The organism is Hugenholtzia roseola DSM 9546, from assembly GCF_000422585.1.
GTDB classification, from domain to species: Bacteria; Bacteroidota; Bacteroidia; order Cytophagales; family Bernardetiaceae; genus Hugenholtzia; species Hugenholtzia roseola.
In genome coordinates this window covers 34,200-53,243 of the sequence record NZ_AUGI01000037.1, presented here as the reverse complement: position 1 = coordinate 53,243, position 19,044 = coordinate 34,200, and the positions used below count along the sequence as shown (strand labels likewise).

Annotated in this window: 13 protein-coding genes; 6 read left to right on the top strand and 7 right to left on the bottom strand. The window is 39.8% G+C overall.

The annotated features are described in order from the left end of the window. Positions 1 to 59: 59 nt before the first annotated feature. Positions 60 to 1,142, bottom strand: coding sequence for a chorismate mutase (locus tag G500_RS22195; RefSeq protein ID WP_035756228.1), 1,083 nt, complete (start codon positions 1,140 to 1,142; stop codon positions 60 to 62). Positions 1,143 to 1,425: 283 nt separating this feature from the next. Here G500_RS22195 and G500_RS0103745 point away from each other — a divergent pair, with 283 nt between their 5' ends. After that, a complete protein-coding gene (locus G500_RS0103745; protein ID WP_027001623.1) occupies positions 1,426 to 1,686 on the top strand; it encodes a hypothetical protein in 261 nt (86 codons plus the stop codon). A gap of 37 nt (positions 1,687 to 1,723) precedes the next feature. On the opposite strand, the gene G500_RS0103740 is transcribed toward G500_RS0103745, so the two are convergent. Beyond that, entirely contained in the window at positions 1,724 to 3,487 is a 1,764-nt protein-coding gene (locus G500_RS0103740; RefSeq protein ID WP_027001622.1) for an autotransporter outer membrane beta-barrel domain-containing protein, read from the bottom strand. 54 nt (positions 3,488 to 3,541) lie between these two features. Further along, the gene (locus tag G500_RS0103735) at positions 3,542 to 5,023 is read right to left on the bottom strand and encodes a T9SS type A sorting domain-containing protein (RefSeq protein ID WP_027001621.1); all 1,482 of its coding nucleotides are present in this window, start codon (positions 5,021 to 5,023) and stop codon (positions 3,542 to 3,544) included. Between the two features lie 521 nt (positions 5,024 to 5,544). Here G500_RS0103735 and G500_RS0103725 point away from each other — a divergent pair. The 4 genes from G500_RS0103725 (at position 5,545) to G500_RS0103710 (ending at position 11,751) form a co-directional block, all read left to right on the top strand. Continuing rightward, positions 5,545 to 6,219: a hypothetical protein gene (locus tag G500_RS0103725; RefSeq protein WP_027001619.1), complete on the top strand. Its 675-nt coding sequence runs from the start codon at positions 5,545 to 5,547 to the stop codon at positions 6,217 to 6,219. 162 nt (positions 6,220 to 6,381) lie between these two features. Further along, positions 6,382 to 7,200 carry a DUF3108 domain-containing protein gene (locus tag G500_RS22190; RefSeq protein ID WP_035756226.1) on the top strand — a complete coding sequence of 273 codons (819 nt, stop codon included), beginning with the start codon at positions 6,382 to 6,384 and terminating at the stop codon, positions 7,198 to 7,200. A 100-nt stretch (positions 7,201 to 7,300) separates the two neighbouring features. Next, positions 7,301 to 10,762: a type ISP restriction/modification enzyme gene (locus tag G500_RS0103715; RefSeq protein ID WP_027001618.1), complete on the top strand. Its 3,462-nt coding sequence runs from the start codon at positions 7,301 to 7,303 to the stop codon at positions 10,760 to 10,762. A gap of 11 nt (positions 10,763 to 10,773) precedes the next feature. Next, the gene (locus tag G500_RS0103710) at positions 10,774 to 11,751 is read left to right on the top strand and encodes an NAD(P)H-quinone oxidoreductase (protein ID WP_051203258.1); all 978 of its coding nucleotides are present in this window, start codon (positions 10,774 to 10,776) and stop codon (positions 11,749 to 11,751) included. A gap of 23 nt (positions 11,752 to 11,774) precedes the next feature. On the opposite strand, the gene asnB is transcribed toward G500_RS0103710, so the two are convergent. The 3 genes from asnB to G500_RS0103685 all read right to left on the bottom strand — a co-directional run bounded on the left by asnB (position 11,775) and on the right by G500_RS0103685 (position 16,856). Then, positions 11,775 to 13,718: an asparagine synthase (glutamine-hydrolyzing) gene (asnB, locus tag G500_RS0103705; RefSeq protein ID WP_027001616.1), complete on the bottom strand. Its 1,944-nt coding sequence runs from the start codon at positions 13,716 to 13,718 to the stop codon at positions 11,775 to 11,777. Positions 13,719 to 13,989: 271 nt separating this feature from the next. Then, positions 13,990 to 14,505, bottom strand: coding sequence for a heme NO-binding domain-containing protein (locus tag G500_RS0103695; protein ID WP_027001614.1), 516 nt, complete (start codon positions 14,503 to 14,505; stop codon positions 13,990 to 13,992). 410 nt (positions 14,506 to 14,915) lie between these two features. Further along, positions 14,916 to 16,856 (bottom strand): M23 family metallopeptidase, encoded by a 1,941-nt coding sequence (locus G500_RS0103685; RefSeq protein WP_154656999.1) that lies wholly within the window; start codon positions 16,854 to 16,856, stop codon positions 14,916 to 14,918. A 492-nt stretch (positions 16,857 to 17,348) separates the two neighbouring features. Between G500_RS0103685 and G500_RS0103680 the strand changes: the two genes are divergently transcribed. Next, entirely contained in the window at positions 17,349 to 18,398 is a 1,050-nt protein-coding gene (locus G500_RS0103680; protein ID WP_027001612.1) for a M42 family metallopeptidase, read from the top strand. 85 nt (positions 18,399 to 18,483) lie between these two features. On the opposite strand, the gene G500_RS0103675 is transcribed toward G500_RS0103680, so the two are convergent. Beyond that, a complete protein-coding gene (locus tag G500_RS0103675) occupies positions 18,484 to 19,029 on the bottom strand; it encodes a 3'-5' exonuclease (RefSeq protein ID WP_027001611.1) in 546 nt (181 codons plus the stop codon). Positions 19,030 to 19,044 lie beyond the last annotated feature (15 nt).

The window sequence follows — 19,044 nt, the reverse complement described above, 5'->3', positions numbered from 1 at the left end:
AAAAAACTAATAACATTCTGTTATTAGTTTTTTTATCAATCTGATTTTAAAGTCGATATTCAGTTATTGCCTTCTATACTTCCCTCACTGTTTTCTTCTGTTTGCAAACGAATAGACTCGTCATGGATAAGTTTGTATAACATCAAGATAAAATCAGACTCCAAATTTTGGGCTTTTCCCCAATTAGGGCGGGTCTGTTTGATTTCATTCCAACGCTTGGGCTGGAAAATAGCGACGTTGTTTTCTTGTTTGTAAATACCAATCTGGCGGATAAGTTCGGTGCGCTTCGCCAAATGATTGACAATTTCTTGGTCGATGAGGTCGATTTGCTCACGCATTTGTCGCAATTTGTTGGTATAAAAATCATCATCAAAGGTTTCTTTGCGAACCTGCACCTGTGAAAGCAGCAATTTAAGGTCGGTGGGGGTAAGTTGCTGGGCGGCATCACTCCATGCGTTCTGTGGGTCGATGTGCGTTTCTATCATCAGACCATCATAGCGCAAGTCCATCATACGCTGGGCAAGTTCTAAAAGTAATTCGCGCTTTCCTGCAATATGGCTGGGGTCGCCGATAAGGGGAATTTTAGGAAACTGCCCTTTGAAGTCCAAAGCTATTTGCCACATAGGTTCGTTTCGATACTTTCCCTTTCCATAGTAGGAAAAGCCGCGATGAATAGCCGCCACTTGCTCGATGCCTGCCCCCATGATGCGCTCAATCGCACCTATCCAAAGTGCTAAGTCGGGGTTAATCGGATTTTTAACCATCACAGGCACATTCGTACCTTTGAGCGCGTCGGCAATCTCTTGAACAGTAAAGGGATTGACGCTGCTACGCGCTCCTATCCAAAGGATATCGACCTCTTTTTTCAATGCCTGCTCCACGTGCTGGGGGGTAGCAACCTCTACGGTAGTTTTAAGATTGAGTTCTTTTTTTATATCTAAAAACCAATCTAAACCAACTTGCCCTACGCCTTCAAAACTATTAGGGCGTGTGCGTGGCTTCCAAATTCCTGCGCGAAAAAGCTCGATGTTTGGATTTTCAGCTTTGATTTTCAAAATGGTTTGATAAAGCTGTTCGGGCGTTTCGGCACTACAAGGACCTGCAACGACAAGGGGTTTTTCTCTGAAAAGTTCGTACAACATAAAGAATTGTAAAAGGAAATGACATTTTTGTAAGTAACCCTAACTTAAAATGAAAAGTTTGGGCAGGCGCAAAGATAGGGAAAGGCGCGTAATTTCTAAATAGTTTGTGTAAAAAATGACTTTTGTCCCGAAAAGAGGCTTTTTATCGTTTTAAGCCCATTTTTTTTCATAAAAATCTCGAAAAAGTCTAATCTGAAGCAAACTTTCAAGGCTTTTCTTACGTTATAGAGATACGAATTGCACTTTTCTAATAAAAAAATGAACTCACTAACATCTCCGACACATGGAAAATATACCCTTTTTTCATTCCTTAGTTTCACAACAAGCGGCAGATAACAAGACTTCTCCTTCGGGCAATTCTTCGAGCAGCTCTCCGCGCGAGGCATTTTTTCACCTTTTTTGGATAGTCTTGCTTATGATAGGCGGCTTTTTACTTCTCAAACAGAGCGGGCTTTATCAAAATCCTCCTCCTGCGGCAAAGGCAGCAAGCCTTGAACATACAAACTTTCATTTTTCAAAGTCCGAAAAAACAAAAAACCACTGATTGAAGTCAGTGGTTTTTTTGTTTGGAAAGAAGGGGGCTATTCGCCTATCTCTATTGTGCTATTTTCAGGCACTTGGCGCATTTCTACGTTGCGTTTTTCTATTTCTAATCCTTGTGTAGCAACTTTTTTCTCGTTTTCTATTTGCTGCACAGATTGTTCATATTTGGGCAAACGCAAGTTTTCTTTTCCTTTCCAAATTGCATAGATATTGAAAAAGACATTTCCATTACTTGCCCCTCCTATGTCTTCAAGTTCAAACCAATCCTGACCGCGTGCAGACACACGAATTGCTCCCAAAGTATTTTCTGCGCCTTGGACAAAAACTTTAAAAGGCTTATCCTTTGAAATACAATCATAAAAAAGTGGGTCTAACTGTACTCTTGCCTTTCCATTGACTAATGTAACCTCCCCTACATCAAAGAACCAATTTTCAGGAGCTTCTGGCGCAAAAAGGATACGCTCGCCCTCTCTGGTTTCCATTGTAGTAGAAACAGAACCGCCGTTTGTCCCTAATATTTTGTAATGCGTGCCGCCAATTCTTGCTCCCACAAATACTTGTGAAACTGTATTACTTAATGAAGTATAAAAACCTACAAATGAAGCTCTATCAACACCATTGTTTCCTCCGCCAGTAATAGCAGCATTTCCAAATACGCCAAACTGTTGCCCCTGAAACGCGCCTCCGCTTCCTGCTGCCAAAGAAGTCCCTGCCAAGTCATTACCAGCAGCCACAAACCCCGTGGCAGTCGCACTATTACCAAAAGCGACTCCACCGAGAGTATTACCATTAGTAGCAAGCCCACTTCCGTTGTTAAGTGTATAACCGATAGAATTCTGACCAACAGCCAATAACCCTGTTCCCCTTGTGGCTATATTTAGCGCATATACGCCATTGCCTGCGTCGTCATCATTGAAACCTAAAACGCCTACCCCATCGCCTGTGGCTTGACCTTGCACACCTATCCCATTAACAAGGTTTGCACCTAATACACCAAGTCCCGCAACGTTATCACTAAGCCCAACAAGTCCTGTGCCATCACCACCTGCATTCTGCCCATACACGCCAAAGGCAGAGGCGGAAGCATACCCCCCTACGGAAGCATTGCCTGCACCTGACACTTCGCCTGCTGAAAACAAGTCGCTTGGGGCAGGGGTGAGTAAATTTACCGCAACTTGTCCTGTCGCTGTGGTAATGATGCGTTGGACATTATTCGTTCGGAAAATCAAATTTTGTGCGTCAGTTGTGCCTAAAAAGTTAGTGGCAGGGGTTGTGCCTGCATTACCCGTTAGCAGCCAAGCAGTAGTGGGCGAAGCCGCCGAAGGCAAGGCACTCAAAATCTGAAAACGGTCATTTGTGCCATCATAAATGGCTGCCACATGCAAACCCAAAGGAATTTCACCTGCGGTAACGTTTGTACCGTCTGCTTTAACTAAATTTCTCGCACCCAAGCCATTGACATTGATAGTGGCGTTATTGGGCGAAGCCTTATGCGCCCTGAAATAAATGACTGTACCTGCCTGATATCCACCCAAAGCAGGCACTAAGGTCAGGGCATAATTTGCACCATTGTTAGTTGTTTGTTTGTATTTGAGCCAATCGTATTGTAAGGTACGAATATTGACGGCATCAGAAAAAAGCGCGGTGGCGGCTACATCTTGGGTATTCGCCAGCCCTGTAACGCGCCTATCGGCGTTGGCTGCACCGTTCATTTCTACATTTTTGTCTATTTGAACCTGCGCCTGTGCCTCCGTTAGCCCTATGGCTAAAAGAGAAAAGAAGGAAAGTATGATTTTTTTCATGGTGTCGTGAAGTTTTGTTTTGTAAAGATGAAATTCATTGAAAAAGGGAATCGGTTAGTATTTGATGACTTTTAAGGTTTTTTTCTTACCTACGTAAGAAATATGAAAGAAATAAACGCCATTTTGTTTGACTACTTCTACCAAATCGAGAGTCATCTGCTTTTCTTGGCTACTACCACTACTTAATACCTTTCCACTGACATCGGTTAACAACCAATCAAAACCTCTGCCTTCGGGATTTTTAATTTCGATAGTAGTCTGATTCTCAAAAGGATTTGGAAGTGCTTTTAGGCTAATTTGCGCCTCTGCGTCCCGTTTCTCTAAGGCGAGCGCACGTACAGGGCTATAAAAAGTTTCGCCGTTGGTTTCCACCCATTTGAGGCGATAATAGACAAACTGCTCTGCTCCTTGTGAAAGAATAGGCAATTCGTTATCTACAAAACGGTAAAGCGTAGGTTCATTTTTTGCCACCTGTGTATGAATCCTGACAAAATCTTGCCCCTGATAGCTTCGTTCTAATTCATAATGAAGCAAATCTTTTTCGGAAGCCGTTTCCCACCATACCAAAGCCGCCTCGCCCTCTTTTTCTACTTCAAAACGCCTCAATTCTATTGGCAACGGATTGAGCATATCGGAAAAAGTCCAAGAGTTTTGAATATTGCCCTCGCCCTGACTATGCGAACGGCTCGATATGTCGATAATCGGCGTTCTTTCTACCCAAGGGTCTGTTAGGGTATTGTAGGAAGCGGTGCGCCAACGCTGCATTTGCGTTAGGTCTTTGCCGTTGTCTAAATCGGAAAGCCACGAAAAGGTGATGTTTCGGCTACCTGCCGCGCTGGTTTCGAAAGTCCAATAACAAGCAATGCTTTCATTGGAATTGATGGTAATGATACCCAACGTGCCTGTTCTGCGATTGAGGGTAACATTGCCCATATCTGCGCCAGCGGCAAGGTTTGCATTTAAAAAATTGAGAGCCGAAACGCCTACATTGCGCGTTTCCATGACGGCTCTGCCTACAATTCTATTGGCGTTAGATTCGGCAGGATTAAGGGCAGTAGGGGCAAAAAGGACAGGGTCGGCTTCGGGTGCGAAAAGCCGTCCGTTGGTAAGCAGTAAATTATTCGTAATTCTGACGCTATTTTCAAGCGTAACGTGCTGCGCTCCGTTATTGACGCGCATATCATAGAGAAGTGGAATTGCACCGCCATAAACGTATTGCATGGCTGCCCCTTCGAAAGCGACCAAAGAGTTTGTATTCCCTGTAAAAGAGCCGTCATTGGTGAGGTTTTCACGAATAATAAGCGTCCCCGAATGGGAAACAACCCCTGCCGCCTGATTGCTTACACTCTGATTGGCAACAACCGTAGTGCCTGATAGTACATTGATATTGACGTTTAGGTTATTGATTTGTGCAAACAAAGGGGCAATAGAGCAGTAGGTATATGCTACGCCTAAAAGCAATCCTATTTTTTTGAGCGATGTCCCTTTTACAATTAGAGAATAGAGAGAAAAAAGGAGAGGGTATAAATGTTTCATAAAAACTTAGCATTAGAAGGGGTGAAGGAATCAAACTCTAAACAAAGATAAAAGTATAAAGTTTGGCTTATCTTTGTCAAAACCACAACTTTATCAGACTTGGCTTTCATAAACTTAATGATAATTCTGAAAAAAAGCAAGTTTGCCCATTTTTATACCAAACGCCTTATGTTAGAATCGCGCCTTTGCACCCGAAAACGCAACGTTATGTTCAAATTGGACTCAAAACATACCTTTACTTAGCCTTTCAATTTCCTACTTTGTAGTAGGTTCTGCCCGACGGTTTATTTCTCTGCTCTTGCAAAGGCAGATTTTTTTATTTTGATTTTTTGGATTTATTTTTTGTTTATTTTAGATAGAAAGCCTATTTTAGCAGCGTTCAATCCGACTCAAAGACGATTTTATTCAAATTGTACCTTCTAAAAGTTCAATCTTTAAACTCACTTTCCACACTCATTCTCTAAATTCATTCTCTAAACACTCTTTAAATTATGCGAACATTCTTTTCTTCTCTTGCTCTTATGTTGAAAATCAAACCTTTATGGATTTTGACATTGCTTTTCTTGGGTCTAATAGCTTGTCAGAAAGAAAACAATCAAAACCAAGAAACTACCAATCCCGACTCTGTAGCCCTTGCGGAAGCGGAGGCAGAAATTTGGGAGCAAGCACAGGAGCAGCTCGATACCATTCCTGCACCTACCAAAATCCTGATGTTGCGCGATAGTGCCACTGCCGCTTGGGATAGCCTGATGCGATACGAAGAGGCTAAGGTACTCAATGTCAAGGTCTTAGTGCGCGATTTGCCTAACATAGAAGGCTTTAAAGACCAGCGCAGCTTGGATAAAATTGCAAGTTTGGGCAAATTATTAGAAAAAAATAAATACAATCAGACCACCATGACCGACAACAAAATCATGGACAAATATGACAACGCCCTACAAGAGTTGGAAATGTTGGTAGGGGAATTAAGTGCGCAGATGGTAGAATTGGAACGCTACCCCATACAAAAAGAAGCCGTAGATATGATTTTGGCAGGCAAAACGCAGGATATTGTCGTGCGCCAGCGTTATATTTCCTTTGCCACTGCCTACAACGAACTTTTGAAACAAAAACAAGCCGAACTCACCGCCGCAGGAGGCGAAGTAGCGACGCTCAAACCGCTCCCCATTTTTGCCTACGCGACCAATCCTATCTAAAACACTGTTTTGGGCTTACACAAGTAAGATTTAAGGAAACTTAACAGCCCTTCTTGCTAAAAAAAACGCCCCTTTTTCAACTCATTGGGGCGTTTTTTGCGTAAGGATAAGTAAATTTGCCTGTCTAATCTACCTAAAATCTATTAGAACCTATAAAATCGTATGAAAACTCCTCGCGCCTTTTCCTTAGCCCTGCTCGCATTTTGGCTTTTGCTCCCCTTATTTAGCTCTGCTCCCACTTATTCCCCACTTGCCCTGCTTCCGCTTGGCGAGGTAGATATGCTCGATATGCAATTTAAAAAAGGTGAAAAAATACATTATTTAGCGCACTATGGTTTTATCAATGCAGGTGAAGCCACAGTAGAAATCGCGCCCGACTATTACGAAGTAAGCGGAAATCGCTGCTACAAAGTAGATGTAGTAGGCAAAACCGTTGGTCTGTTCGGACTTACTGTCAAGGTCAATGACCTTTGGCGGTCTTATATCGATACCAAATCCTATATTCCACGCAAATTTTATCGCAATATAAACGAAAACAAATACCACAAAGAAGAAACTGTTATCTTCGACCACCCCAATAAACAAGCGCACGTCCGCTATTCTAAAAAAGATAAAAAAGAAGTTCGCAAAGAATATCAAATTCCTGCCAATGTGCAAGATATGATTAGCGGCTACTATTTCTTGCGTAGAATTGACTATTCCAAATTACAAAAGGGGCAAATTGTAACCATGCCTGCATTTTTTGAAGACAAAGTATATCAGTTTCAAGTCAAATATGAGGGCAAAGAAACTATCAAGACCAAAATCGGCAAATTTGAGTGTTATGTTATGCAGCCCATTATGCCCGAAAATGGTATATTTAGTGGTAAGAACGCCGTCAAATTTTGGATGTCGGCAGACGAGCGCAGGATTCCACTCAAAATACGCGCTGAAATGTTTATCGGAGGCGTAGAGGTAGAGGTTACAAAATATGAAAACTAAAATATAAACTATAAAATCTGACCTACAAAATAACCAAAATGCAGCCCAAAGTACAGCAAGAAACTGCCCTCCTGCATTTTGGTTTTTAACCCACTCTTCCATGACCCCCATCGAGGCTACCCTAAGCACTTATCTTTCTACGCTTCAAAAACGTCTTCAAGCGGGCATTTCGCGCGAACATTCCTATCGCGGCGACCTTGAAAAACTATTAAGAGAACTAACCAAAGGGGTAGAAATTACCAACGAGCCTGCCCACGTAACCGACTGTGGAAACCCCGATTATATCCTAACAAAGGCAAATATACCCATTGGCTATATCGAAACCAAAGATTTGGGTAAGGATTTAAACGCCAAAATCTATCAGGAACAATTTGAAAGGTACAAAAAAGCCTTAGATAATCTCATTATTACAGATTATATTTGGTTTCAATTTTTTCAAAATGGGGAATTAGTGCAGCAGGTCAGAATTGCCGAACTTAGAAATGAAGAACTTATTGCCTTACCACAGAATTTTGATATTTTTTACAATTTATTAGAAAATTTTTGTACTTTTTCAGGTCAGAATATAAAATCCAGCCACCAGTTGGCGGCTTTAATGGCTTCAAAAGCAAGGTTACTGCAAAATATTTTAGAACGTGCCATCACCGCCGACCAAACTAACCAAGAGGAATCTTCCTTATTAGCACAATACGATACTTTCAAAACAATTTTAATTCACGACCTTACGCCGCCTACTTTTGCCGACATCTACGCCCAGACCTTAGCTTACGGTCTTTTCGCAGCACGCCTCCACGATACCGAGTTGGGAACATTTAGCCGTCAGAAGGCTGCCGATTTGATTCCAAAATCAAACCCTTTTTTGCGCAAACTCTTTGGTTATATTGCAGGCTTAGAAATAGATGAGCGCATTGTCCCTACCGTAGATAATTTGGCGGCAGTATTTAGGGCTACGGATTTAGAAAAATTGCTCAAAAATTTTGGTAAAAATACACAGACGCACGACCCTATTATTCATTTTTACGAAAATTTCCTTTCCGAATACGACCCTAAATTGCGCAAATCGCGCGGCGTTTGGTATACGCCCGAACCGATTGTCAATTTTATTATTCGTGCAATAGATGATATTTTAAAAACAGAATTTCATTTACCAAAAGGCATTGCCGACACCTCCAAAATTGCGCTACAAAGTGCAGATAAAAATACAATAAAAGAAGTACATCAGGTACAAATTCTCGACCCTGCCACAGGAACTGGTACATTTTTAGCTGAAACTATTAAATATATTCACAATACTTATTTTACCAACATCAAAGGCATTTGGAGCGATTATGTGGAGCGCGACCTAATTCCGCGCCTACATGGTTTCGAGCTTTTGATGGCTTCTTATGCGATGGCGCATCTAAAATTGGAAATGCTTTTGAAAGAAACCGACTACCAAGCCACCGAACCCAAACGCCTACGCATTTACCTAACCAACGCTTTGGAAGCCCATCATGCCGAAAAAAAGACCCTTTTTTCCTCTTGGCTTTCACAGGAAGCAAATGAGGCGAGCCGCATCAAGCGCGACGCGCCCGTTATGGTTGTTTTGGGCAATCCGCCCTACGCCGTCAGCAGTAGCAACAAAAGTGCTTGGATACAAGATTTAGTGGCAGATTACAAGAAAAATCTAAATGAAAGAAAAATCAATCTTGATGATGATTATATTAAATTTATTAGATACGGACAATATTTTATCGATAAAAATGGCAGCGGTGTTTTAGCTTATATTTCAAATAATAGTTTTATTGATGGCATTACACACAGACAAATGCGCAAGCACCTGCTCGAAAGTTTTGATACCATCTACATCCTCGACTTGCATGGCAATGCCAAAAGAAAAGAAACTGCACCCGACGGCAGCCTCGACCAAAATGTTTTTGATATTATGCAGGGAGTTTCTATCAATATTTTTATCAAAACAGGAAAAAAAGAAAAAAATGAATTAGCACAAGTTTTTTATACAGAGGCATATGGTAAAAGAGAAACAAAATTTTCTTTTTTAAGCAAAAATTCATTAAATAGTATCGTTTGGGAAAAGTTGTCCTATACTGAACCAAACTACTTTTTTGTTCCTAAAAATTTTAAAGAGATTCATACATATAATAGTTTTTTTGATACAAATGAGCTTTTTGTTAAAAATGTATCAGGTGTAGAGTCGGTTCGTGATGCCATTACGATTCATTTTAACAAAGAAAATCTTTTAGAAGTATTGCATGATTTTAAACATTTAAGTCAAATAGAAATAGAGAAAAAATATCAAACTACCGACGCGCGAGATTGGAAAATTTTACGCGCTAAGACAGATGTCATAGAGAATCATAAAAACGATAACTATATTACTAAAATAGCTTATAGGTTATTTGATTTCCGCTATACCTTTTATACAGGCACTCAAAATGGATTTGTCTGTAATGGGCGTTACAACACAATGCGCCATCTTTTGTCTGAAAATGTAGCCCTCGTTCTGCCCCGCTTGTGTAAGGGGCAAGGAGGTTTTCAACATGGCATGGTTTCAAAATACATTGTAGATAGAGCCTTTGGCGATGCTTACTCAGGAGCAGGTACAAACGTTTTTCCCCTTTACACTTACCTTGAAAAAAAGAAAAAGCTAAGAAAAAAGAACTTTTCAAAGGAAAAAGAACTTTTGATATTAAAATATAAGTTAGAACAAGCCCAAGCGCATTTCACAAAAGTTAAAAAGTTTTTTGATAAAAAAGTACAGCCTTTTTATGAAAAAATAGACAATCCTACCACCATTCATCAGAGTTTGTTTGAAGAAAATAGAAACTTTTATGAAGAAGCACAAGCGGCAGTAGAAAGTTTAAGAACACAAATACAGTTTTTAGAACAAAACGATACAGAAACAAATCAAGAAAATATAAAAGAAAAACCTACTACTTTGATGGCAGAAGTAGAGCGTGTTCCCAATCTTAACAAAAATATTATACAAAAAATAGAAGAAAATCTAAACTTAAAATTTGAAAATGAGAAGACAGGTCGGGTCAATACTTTTGCACCCATAGATATTTTAGATTATATATATGCAATTTTATATTCAAAAAAATATAGAAAAAAATATCAAGAATTTTTAAAAATAGATTTTCCACGTATTCCCTACCCAAAAGAAGCCAACCTATTTTGGGAATTAGTAGGTTTGGGTAGTCATTTGCGCCAACTGCATTTGTTAGAACTATCCGATAATGAAACGCAACTTGCACATTATCCAATACAAGGCGACAATCTAATAAGTAGGAAAATTACAAAAGTAGATTGGGAAAGTACAACTTCTCAAATAGGAAAAATTTGGATAAACGACAAGCAATATTTTGAAAATATCCCCATAAAGGCTTGGGAATTTTACATAGGTGGCTATCAGCCTGCTCAAAAGTGGTTGAAAGACCGTAGGAATTTACGACTTAGTTCGGAAGAAATTTCACATTACCAAAAAATTATTAAAGTATTAGTAGAAACAGAAACGCTCATGGAAAAAATAGATGAGATAATAGAAAAACTTTTTACTTAAAAAAACAGAAAATGTTTTTTATACAACATACAAACGAAACGCTTTCTTTTCAGGAAATGGCAAGCCCCGAAATAAATTCCCAAGAGGTACTTATCGAGGTGCGAGCCGCAGGCATCAATCGCGCCGACTTGCTGCAAAGGGCAGGCAAATATCCTCCGCCCCAAGGTGCTTCCCATATTTTAGGGTTAGAAGTTTCGGGCATTATCAAAGCCAAAGGCGAAGCGGTTGCCAACTGGCAAGTTGGCGACAAAGTAATGGCTTTATTGAGCGGCGGCGGCTATGCACAGCAGGCAAAGGCACATCAAAATCTTCTGATGCCGCTTCCCGAAGGTTTTAGTTTTGAACAAGGTGCTGCCCTGCCCGAAGCCTTTTTAACTGCCTACCAAGCCTTATTTTTGGTGGGAAAGGCGTGTCCCCAAGAGCGCGTACTTATCCATGCGGGTGCAAGTGGCGTAGGCACAGCGGCTATACAGTTAGCAAAAGTCTTTGATTTAGAGGTAGTTACAACTTGCTCGACCGCTAAAATGGCAACCTGTCGCAATTTAGGCGCAGACCTCGTAATTGATTATACAAACGAAAATTTTTATCAAAAAATACAAACTTTTTATCCTTCTTCAAAAGAGGCAGGAATAGATTTAATAATTGACTGCATAGGAGCATCATATTGGACAGACAACCTCAAAAGCCTGCGCCTCGATGGACGTTTGGTATTGCTTGCCGCCCTAAGTGGTGTAAAAATCGATAATTTTAATATAGCTACTCTTCTAACTAAAAGATTGCAAATTTTAGGCACTACCTTGCGCAATCGCTCACTTAGTTATCAAAGCGACTTAATATTTCAGTTTTGGAAAAATACCAAAAACTTATGGGCAGAGGGCAAATTGATGCCTATTATAGATAGCGTTTTTGAGTGGCAACAAGCCGAAGAAGCACACAAACGCATGCAGGCGAATCTTAATATGGGTAAAATTGTGCTGAAAGTTAGTTAATTAAAACTAAAATTTAAGCGATTTTAGTCCTCTTCTTCGGGGATTTCTTTCTGAATATCAAGCCTTTTCCACCAATATTGAAAGACGAGCAATGTCCAAACCTGCGCTTGGTCGAAATTTGTGCCTTCTAAAACGCGCTTTTTAAGGTTTTGGATAAAACTATTTTGAAAAATAGCCTGTTCTTCGATAAAATTGGGGTCAAAAAGTTCTTCTAATAGCGGACGCAAAACCGTTTTGAAACCTTTGGCAAGGGGAACATCAAAACCTTTCTTAGGGCGATTGTAAAGTTCTTTCGGGAGAAGGCTTCTAAAAGCATCTTGTACAATTTTTTTCTTTATTTTAGAATCAATTTTATAGGATTCTGGCAACGAAAAAGCAAAATCTACAAGACGATAATCTAAAAAAGGAACGCGCACTTCCAAAGCCTGCGCCATCGACATAAAATCTGCTTTCATAAGCATATCTCCACTTAAAACCATCTGCACATCAGCATAAAGCACATCATTGATGTCATTTGCGCCAATAGCGCGTACTTCTTCTTCGGTGCGAATAGGGTCTAAAAGGCTGTTTTTCAAGGTGTTATACTCACTTGCTTCTATTTTTTCTATGCAATCGGGCAAAAAAAGCTGCGCCAAATCCTTTTCGTACAAAACAGAAGAAAGCTGCCAATAACGCGCCTTCTCTTCCAACTGTGCCGCCAAAGCCAAGCGATTTGCCTGCCTAAACTTATTACCCCAAAAGCTATTTCGCGATTGCGGAAATTTAGCTAAAAGATTTGTGTTATTAGCTAATAAATTAACTAAAAAACCACCTTTTCTTATTTTATATGCACCTGCGTACTTTTGATAACCTGCAAAAAGTTCGTCGCCCCCGTCACCTGAAAGCGCGACAGTAGCTTTCTGTTTTGTCTTTTGGCTCAAAATAAAAAACGGAACGGCAGAAGAATCTGCAAAGGGTTCGCCAAAAAAGGGCAACACTTTTATCACCGCTTCAAAAATATCGTCATTAGATAGCTCAAAAACCTGATGCTGTGTTTTAAATTTTTCAGCCACTAATTTAGCGTAATGTGTTTCATCAAATAGTGGTTCGTTTTTATAGCCAATAGAAAAAGTATTGAGCTGCGAAGTATGGCGACTTGCCAAAGCCACTACCACCGAAGAATCAATGCCGCCACTCAAAAATGCCCCCACAGGTACATCGGCGATAAGGCGCAAACGCACAGCATCTTCTAAAATCTCTACTAATTTTTGCTGGGCGTTTTCATACGAAATGGTATTATACTCTTGTTTTCTATAATTTTTTGGAGGCGTGTAATACGTTTTTTGCACAAGATTGCGCTTCCTAACTTTGAGAAATTGCCCTTGTTCTAATTTTTTTACATTTTCAAAAATAGACAAAGAAGCAGGAATATAACTTAACTGAAAATAGGTAGCGATAGCCGCCCAATTTATTTTTTTAGGGATTTTATATGCTAAAAGTGAATTGATTTCCGAAGAAAACAAAAACTTATCTTCATCTTGATAATAATAAAGCGGCTTGATGCCCATTCTATCGCGAGCGATAAAAATTTCTTGTTCCTCGTTGTCATAAACGGCGAAGGCAAAAAAACCATTTAGCTTTTCCAAGCATTTTTCGCCTTCTTTTATGTATAAATAGAGCAAGACTTCGGTATCTGTATCAGACTGAAAATCAATGCCTTGCAATTCTTTTTTTAGCGTCTGGTAGTTATAGATTTCACCATTAAAGACAATCGTATAACGTCCTGAAACGTCCGTCATGGGCTGTGTTCCCGAAGACGAAAGGTCGACGATGGAAAGCCTACGATGTCCCAATCCCACAAAATAATCGTTAAAAAGTTTGCCTATATCGGGACCTCTATGGGCTAAGGCTTCGGTAGCCGCCGCCAAACGCACCAAACTAAATCTACCAATTTCGTTAAAAGCAAAAACCCCCGTAATACCACACATGCGAAAGAAAGGAGAAGGTTAGAAAAAATCAATATAAAGACGAATCGCCCTACGTGCGCTGTTGGAAGTGTTCAGAATCGCCGTAATTTTTAGCATTTTGCGCCCACAACAACGCCCATTTCAAGGCAAAGATACAAGAAAAAAGCAGGTTTCAAACTTTTTTCTTTATCTTTTAAAGACTTTGCCCTTTCTTTTCCATCATTTTTTACTGTTTTATGCTTGCCTTACCTTTGCCCTAAACCTTCTCTGTGCCTATTGGGTATCAATCAAACTAAAACCCAACCTGCACCACCCCCTCGTTTAGGTACTTGATTTGAACAGGTTGTTTAAAATACTCTGCTAAATAAATCAACATGTATTTAAACAAAACGTGCAGATTTCTTTCTGACTGATATTCTATTTGTATCAATCCTTCTGCTATTTTTTTGACAGAAAAACGAGGCGTATTTTTTGAATTATCTTTAACCATAAACTGGTGTATCCAATCAAGTTTCTGCAAAAAATCGGGGAGAGTTTTGATAGAACGATAAAAGGGCTTGTATGTTTCGGGCGCATAGACAAGCATCCAATATTTGGCTAATTTATCCGTATAAGTTTCGTGTGTAAGCCCCAAAACCTCGTGAATTTCATTCAACAGTCGCAAGCTGATGCGGTCATCTACCTCCGACATGACACTGATATTGTAAGTGGCAGGCAGATTGACCTGCTGCAAACAGTCTTTCCACGCCTTAGCACCATAGGTTTCTACAACGAAACGCTCTACACATTTGGCAACGGTTCCACGCATCTGAATTTAAAAGTTTAGAAAAGTAAAAAAATGCAGTGATAAAAGACAACTGTTGCTCGAAAAGTAGTGTCGCTTTTTAGGCACAAAACAATGATTTAGGAATGTTTGTCTTCTGGGTCTTTGATTTTGGGGTATGACAAAGATAGCCTTTTTTTCGTTAAAAAAAGCAAAAAATAAAGACAGACTGCAAAAAAGAGATAGTTTTTTTGTAAAAAAAACTGCATCCGCTATTCTTGTTTAGGCATTTTGTTAAGTGAAACCTATCCTAATGCACAAATAGACGGATTTTATAAATTCTAAGTTCAACAAAAAAAAGCACCACAAAGGCAGCTGCACTGCCTCAAACGAATCTCAAAAGTAAGAGTTGAGAATAGTTTTGTGTAAGCGTAATCAATTCTATTTTTATGATATTAAATATAAATTTTTAAAATAGACTCATTTTTCATATTATCAATTACTTTTAAAACAAACTCGCCTTTTAGTTTGTTATTTTCGTCAAAAGGCAATACAGTTAGAAGACTGCTTTTTGCATCATATTCAAATAAAATAAATTCGCCATTTAAAGTCGCGGTATAGGTATCAATTCCTGAAAGGTCGTCGGTGATGCGAAAAGTTAGCCCTTTCCTACCTACGCGCTGAATTTTAGGCGGCTTTGTATCCTCTACTAAGCGAAAACGCCCCAAAGTGCGCGTTGTAAATTTAAAATGCGCCCCCTGCCAAACCCCTCCTTGATAACTTAAACTTTTCCCGTAAATAATATATGCACCTACTTTATTAGGATTTTTAAACTTTTCTTTGGTTTTTAAATGCAGCGTAACGGCTTGATGCAGGGGAATTGTCGCATGCGAAAAAACCCAATCTTGGACATTTTTGCCTGCTGCATTTTGCACTTGGGTAGTCCGCATTTGTAAATAAAGTGTATCGTATAAAGATTCTTTTTCCACAAAAAGGTTGAAATCAGGGTGATAAAACTTGAAATCTGCCTCCGAAGGAATAGCCGTTAGTATATTTGGATAAATAAAATTTTGGTTTGGAAGTTGTATAGAATCGGGAATTGCCAAACGCAAATCATAGAGATAAGTGGCGATATTTCCTACCGTATAAGCAGGTTCGAGCGCGTAATTTTGATAATTTGCATAAATAGTAGCTTTGTTTAAATGAGGAAAAGTAGCAGATAAATCTGCTTTAAAAATAAGATAAGAGTCTTGTACTTCAAAGGTGCTTTTTAGAGGATAAGGGCGACTTGCTTCTTTTTTAGCATTTCCTTTTACGTGTAAGAAAAGGACACTTTCGTTGCCATAACTATCTGCCACCACGATTCGCACTTTATACTGTTTTCCATCTTCTACTTCTAAAATTCCACCTGTATCGGCTATTTTACAACTTTCTAAACAATTTCCATCGGCTACATAACACCTCATGAAACGCTCTGACGACTTAGCCCAAGTTTCATAGTTGATAAAGCGGTTCATGTAGCGTGTATGTTCGAGTGGTAATTTTGTAAGATGATACTCAAAAAGGGTAGTTCCTGCACACTCTACTTTGATATAATTGATTCCAAAACTAAAATAAGAACCCTCTATTTTATCGCGTGCCATTAGCTCGAAGGCAATTTTTCCTTGCGCTTCTATTTCTTGCGTGAGAAAATAAGCTCCATTTTCACCGTAAGGCTTCCATTCTTTTCGCTCAAAAACGCCTTCTACACGCGCTGCCCTGTCCATTGGCACAAGGGCAATTTTTTGAAGTAGAGGCGGGGTAGTATCCACAATTTCGTCGAAGCCAAAAAGTAGGGGATTGAGCTGATTTTGTGCGGTGTCGCGAATTTCGAAATGTAGATGCGGTCCTCCCGAAGAGCCAGAGTTGCCGCTTTTGGCAATTTCCTCGCCTGCTAAAATGGGAAATTTAGAAGGGGCAAGTAAGATATCTACTTCAAAAGATTGTCTTTCGTATTGAATTTGTCTGATATAACGTTCTATTTTATCACAAAATTTATCTAAATGTGCATAAACAGTTGTTGTTCCGTTGGCGTGTTTGAGGTACAAAACCTTGCCATAACCACGCGCCTTCACCGCCACACGCGAAACATAGCCTTGTGCAGCCGCATAAACGGGAAAGCCAATTTGGTTATTGGTGCGCACATCTAAGCCCCCATGAAAGTGATTGCTACGCAATTCGCCCATCGTGCCTGTGAGTTCGTTGCGTTCATTAGGTTTGATAGGAAAGAGGTAGTCGCCTTTTTTTTGTGCAAAAAGTGTAGTAAAAATTGTAAAAATAAATATTGCAAAATAATTTATCAAAAAAATAACCATTCGCATTTTGGCAAAAATAATTGTTTTTATAGTGATAGGCATTTTCAAACGTTTTAAACCAAAGATAATTTGCAAAGACAAAGATACGACCTTTACTCGAAAAGGCAAGCCCTCCTTCCAACTTGGCTAAAAATTTGGATATTTGTTTTATTTCTGCTATATTGAGGCGAAAGAGGGCTATTACAAGGGTACAAAGTCCTGCCCCCCAATAGGTATTAAGTTCTACAAAAAGTTATAGAAAAACGCTCCCTTATCAAATTTAGGTCAAATTTGGGAACGAGGTTCATTTTGAGCTTTTATCATTAAAAAAAATCGGAAAAAAGAGTGCCGTTGTGTATCTGCAAGCAAATTTTGCGACACAAAACCTGACCTAAACTATTGATTTTCAAACACTTACAAACAAAACAAAGGCGATTTTACAAATTATTCATAAACTCTTATGCAGTTTTTTGAAAACGTAAGATTTGCCCCTAAGTGCATAAATTCGCTATCTTTGTTTTTTCTTTCTCTTCAAACTCTCGACATCAAAGCGATATGGAATTTAACTTACCTCTTTTAGAAAAATTAACCCAAACCCCCGGCGCACCCGGCTATGAGGACAAGATTCGTCAAGCCATCATGGACGAAATTAAGGGTGATGTAGATGAAATATGGGTCGATAATATCGGAAATCTCGTTGCGGTCAAGCGCAGCCAGAAAGCAGACGCGCCTATCGTGGTAGTAGATGCGCACATGGACGAAATCGCCTTTATGGTCAATCACATAGACGACAATGGCTATTTACAAGTTCTGCCCTTAGGCGGCTTCGACCCTAAGACCCTGACGGCTCAACGTGTCATTGTGCATGGCAAAAAGGATTTAATCGGTGTTTTTGGTGGCAAAGCCATTCACGTCATGACCCCAGAGGAGCGCAAAAAAAGCCCTGAATTAGACGATTATTTTATAGACTTAGGGCTTCCCAAAGAGGAGGTCTTGAAATACGTGAGCTTGGGCAATGTCGTTACGCGAGAGCGCAATTTGCTCGAAATGGGCGATTTTGTTACTACAAAATCTTTGGATAATAGAATTTCGGTTTATATTTTGATAGAAGCATTAAGACGTTTGGAGCGCGTACCTTTCCATGTCTATGCTCTTTTTTCGGTACAGGAGGAAGTCGGTTTGCGCGGTGCAACGGTGGCGGCACAAACGATTCAGCCCGATTTTAGCATTTGCTTAGACGTTACGTTGGCAAATGACATGAGCGGAGTCGGTGGCAACAAACGCATTACCTTAGCAGGCAAAGGGACGGCTATCAAAATCATGGACGGCAGAACGATTTGCGATTCGCGCATGGTTGATTTCCTAAAATCTACTGCCGAACGCGAAGGTATTAGCTGGCAAGCCGAAATTATGAACGTCGGCGGCACAAACACCGCTTCTCTGCAAACCTTAGGAAAGGGCGGCTCTATTGCAGGTGCTATCTCTATTCCGCTACGCTACATGCACCAAGTTACGGAAAGTGCGCACAAAAAAGACGTACAAGACACAATTTCGCTCTTAGTGGCTGCCCTCGAAACGATAGACAAGCACCATTGGGCGCGATAAAAGCGACAAAAAGAGAAAACTAAAAGTAATTTTTTTACAAAAAAACTAACAGTTTTTCGGCTGTTAGTTTTTTTATTTTTTAGTTTTATTCGGAAAAATTAAATTTATCCAAATATTTAACAAAAATTTTGGCTATATTTCTTGCATCATCTATCCCCCTATGATGCGTACCTTCTAAGGTAAATCCTTCTAAATCAAGTGCTTTACTCATGCCTATGGCGCGAGGCAGTCCTTTGATTTTGGCGTATTGGTGCTTGATGCTAATATGAGGCGAAAGCCAGTCTGTATTTTGATGATGCAAGATGCAATCTTTTTCAAACTGTTTTTTATCATAAAAACCCCAAGAACATAAAACATAGTCTTGCCCAAAAGAGGCTATCCAATTTTGAAAGGCAGGCAGCACTTCCCAAAAGAAAGGCGCGTTTTCTACCTCTTCCTGTCGGATAGAAGTTAGTTTTTTACAAAAATCGCTCAACTTAGGAGCTAAAATAGGGCGCACAAAACGCTGAAACTCACCTTTTGGCTGCCCATGAGCATCTATCAAAACAGCCCCAATTTCTATGATTTCGTTATCCGCCTCTGGGTTTTGTTGCCAACAGGTGGCTTCTAAATCTACCACTACAAAGTTCATCTTCTAAAAAAAATA

What these genes read in the sequence shown, in the direction of transcription:
- G500_RS0103740 (WP_027001622.1), bottom strand. Translation starts at nt 3,487, where the DNA reads ATGAAAAAAATCATACTTTCCTTCTTTTCTCTTTTAGCCATAGGGCTA.
- G500_RS0103710 (WP_051203258.1), top strand. Translation starts at nt 10,774, where the DNA reads ATGTTTTTTATACAACATACAAACGAAACGCTTTCTTTTCAGGAAATG.
- G500_RS0103715 (WP_027001618.1), top strand. Translation starts at nt 7,301, where the DNA reads ATGACCCCCATCGAGGCTACCCTAAGCACTTATCTTTCTACGCTTCAA.
- G500_RS22195 (WP_035756228.1), bottom strand. Translation starts at nt 1,142, where the DNA reads ATGTTGTACGAACTTTTCAGAGAAAAACCCCTTGTCGTTGCAGGTCCT.
- G500_RS0103675 (WP_027001611.1), bottom strand. Translation starts at nt 19,029, where the DNA reads ATGAACTTTGTAGTGGTAGATTTAGAAGCCACCTGTTGGCAACAAAAC.
- asnB (WP_027001616.1), bottom strand. Translation starts at nt 13,718, where the DNA reads ATGTGTGGTATTACGGGGGTTTTTGCTTTTAACGAAATTGGTAGATTT.
- G500_RS0103685 (WP_154656999.1), bottom strand. Translation starts at nt 16,856, where the DNA reads ATGCCTATCACTATAAAAACAATTATTTTTGCCAAAATGCGAATGGTT.
- G500_RS0103725 (WP_027001619.1), top strand. Translation starts at nt 5,545, where the DNA reads ATGTTGAAAATCAAACCTTTATGGATTTTGACATTGCTTTTCTTGGGT.
- G500_RS0103695 (WP_027001614.1), bottom strand. Translation starts at nt 14,505, where the DNA reads ATGCGTGGAACCGTTGCCAAATGTGTAGAGCGTTTCGTTGTAGAAACC.
- G500_RS0103680 (WP_027001612.1), top strand. Translation starts at nt 17,349, where the DNA reads ATGGAATTTAACTTACCTCTTTTAGAAAAATTAACCCAAACCCCCGGC.
- G500_RS0103735 (WP_027001621.1), bottom strand. Translation starts at nt 5,023, where the DNA reads ATGAAACATTTATACCCTCTCCTTTTTTCTCTCTATTCTCTAATTGTA.
- G500_RS22190 (WP_035756226.1), top strand. Translation starts at nt 6,382, where the DNA reads ATGAAAACTCCTCGCGCCTTTTCCTTAGCCCTGCTCGCATTTTGGCTT.
- G500_RS0103745 (WP_027001623.1), top strand. Translation starts at nt 1,426, where the DNA reads ATGGAAAATATACCCTTTTTTCATTCCTTAGTTTCACAACAAGCGGCA.